This is a genomic window from Pontitalea aquivivens (genome assembly GCF_046507575.1).
Taxonomy (GTDB): domain Bacteria; phylum Pseudomonadota; class Alphaproteobacteria; order Rhodobacterales; family Rhodobacteraceae; genus Pontitalea; species Pontitalea aquivivens.
Map to the genome: position 1 here is coordinate 1 of NZ_JBKFEY010000082.1, position 1246 is coordinate 1246.

A 1246-nucleotide genomic window follows, 5' to 3' on the forward strand; every position below is an offset into this window, starting at 1 on the left:
CAGCATCAAGCGATGCGATCCGGACTGGTCAGCGCCGCCTGTTCCGCTTCATGGCGCTGCGCCGCGTCAGGCGGATCACTGCGGGCATTGACGATGGCCACGAACAGCGCGCGGGCGACGGCTGCGACCTCGTCGGCCCCGGTGCTGGAGAGGTCAACATCGTGAACGGCGATCGCCTCGCCCAGATCGGTCAGCGCGTAGAGTGTGGCGAATTCCGCCTCGGTTGGATCGCAGGTTTCCGTGGCGCGGTCGTCGGGGCTGACCGCCACGCTGCGGCAGAAGCGCAGATCAAAGCCGATGGCGCAGTCGCGGCGGGCAAGATCGTCGAGAGTTTCCCCCTTGGACAGGCAGTGCAGGGAGGGATCGGTCATGGGGCCGCTCCTTCAGGGGCGTGGGTTTCAGGATCGAGTTCCACCCAGGCTCCGTCCTGCCAGACATAAAGGTGACAGAACTGGCAGGTTGGGCGCGGCAGGATCACGGGCGCGCGCGGCGGGTCGAAGCAGTCGAGTGCATCGGCGTGGACCTGCCGGATTTCTTTGGCCGCAAGGATGTCCTCGGGCGTCCAGGACGCGAGCGCTGGAAGCATGTGGCTGGGGTAGCCGTCAAAATGCACGTATGTGTGTGCCCATTGCTCGGGCTCGATCTGGATGGCGATCTGTGCACGGGTGCTCATGTTTGCCCCCGTCAGATCAGCTGCAGGCTCGCCAGCACCGCGCTGGCGTCGGCAAGCTGGCGGGTCGGCAGTTCGATCTTGATGTGGGAGATTACATCGGAAGCCTCCGCCGCGATCCCGTCCTCGCGCAGCGCGGCTTCGATGGCCTCGGCGACGGCATCGGGGCGACTGCGGTCGAACGCCTCCGGCAAGGCCGCGTGATCGATGCGGATGGTGGTGATGGCGGTCATCTCTGAATCCTTTCCGGACTGTCCGGGTCTGCGGATGGCAGCCCGTGCGCAGGCACGTTCCCTCTCTTCGTGGCCCGTATCAACTCAATAACCATCTGAATCGGAATGATAATCGGAGAGACCGATGCAGGGCATGAGCGAGCGTCAGTATGCCGCCCATGTCGGGCTGTCGCGGGGCGCGATCCAGAAGGCGAAGGAGACGGGGCGGCTGGTGCTGCACGCCGATGGCAGCATCGACGCGGCTGCCTCCGATCGCCGTCGCGCGGAAACCACGGATCCCTCGAAGATCCGTCCGAACCTCGCCCCGCCAAAGCCGACACCCCCGGCGGCGGGGCTGAAGCCG

At 66.0% G+C, this 1246-nt stretch carries 3 protein-coding genes and 1 pseudogene; 1 reads left to right on the top strand and 3 read right to left on the bottom strand.

The genetic code is table 11. From position 1 onward, the window contains the following. Positions 1-5 precede the first annotated feature (5 nt). Genes ACK8OU_RS20190 through ACK8OU_RS20200 form a run of 3 tightly spaced genes read right to left on the bottom strand, consistent with a single transcriptional unit; the run spans position 6 to position 903 of the window. Positions 6-371 (bottom strand): hypothetical protein, encoded by a 366-nt coding sequence (locus tag ACK8OU_RS20190; RefSeq protein ID WP_410305121.1) that lies wholly within the window; start codon positions 369-371, stop codon positions 6-8. Continuing rightward, the gene (locus ACK8OU_RS20195) at positions 368-673 is read right to left on the bottom strand and encodes a hypothetical protein (RefSeq protein WP_410305122.1); all 306 of its coding nucleotides are present in this window, start codon (positions 671-673) and stop codon (positions 368-370) included. The genes ACK8OU_RS20190 and ACK8OU_RS20195 overlap by 4 nt, the downstream gene beginning before the upstream one ends. Positions 674-684: 11 nt before the next feature. Then, positions 685-903: a hypothetical protein gene (locus ACK8OU_RS20200; RefSeq protein WP_410305123.1), complete on the bottom strand. Its 219-nt coding sequence runs from the start codon at positions 901-903 to the stop codon at positions 685-687. Positions 904-1027: 124 nt separating this feature from the next. On the opposite strand from ACK8OU_RS20200, the pseudogene ACK8OU_RS20205 reads away from it, so the two are divergent. Next, a pseudogene (locus tag ACK8OU_RS20205) lies at positions 1028-1246 on the top strand (hypothetical protein); the annotation flags it as partial.

Bases quoted from the DNA above. Each gene is read 5' to 3' on its own strand.
- ACK8OU_RS20200 (WP_410305123.1), bottom strand. From the start codon at position 903: ATGACCGCCATCACCACCATCCGCATCGATCACGCGGCCTTGCCGGAG.
- ACK8OU_RS20190 (WP_410305121.1), bottom strand. From the start codon at position 371: ATGACCGATCCCTCCCTGCACTGCCTGTCCAAGGGGGAAACTCTCGAC.
- ACK8OU_RS20195 (WP_410305122.1), bottom strand. From the start codon at position 673: ATGAGCACCCGTGCACAGATCGCCATCCAGATCGAGCCCGAGCAATGG.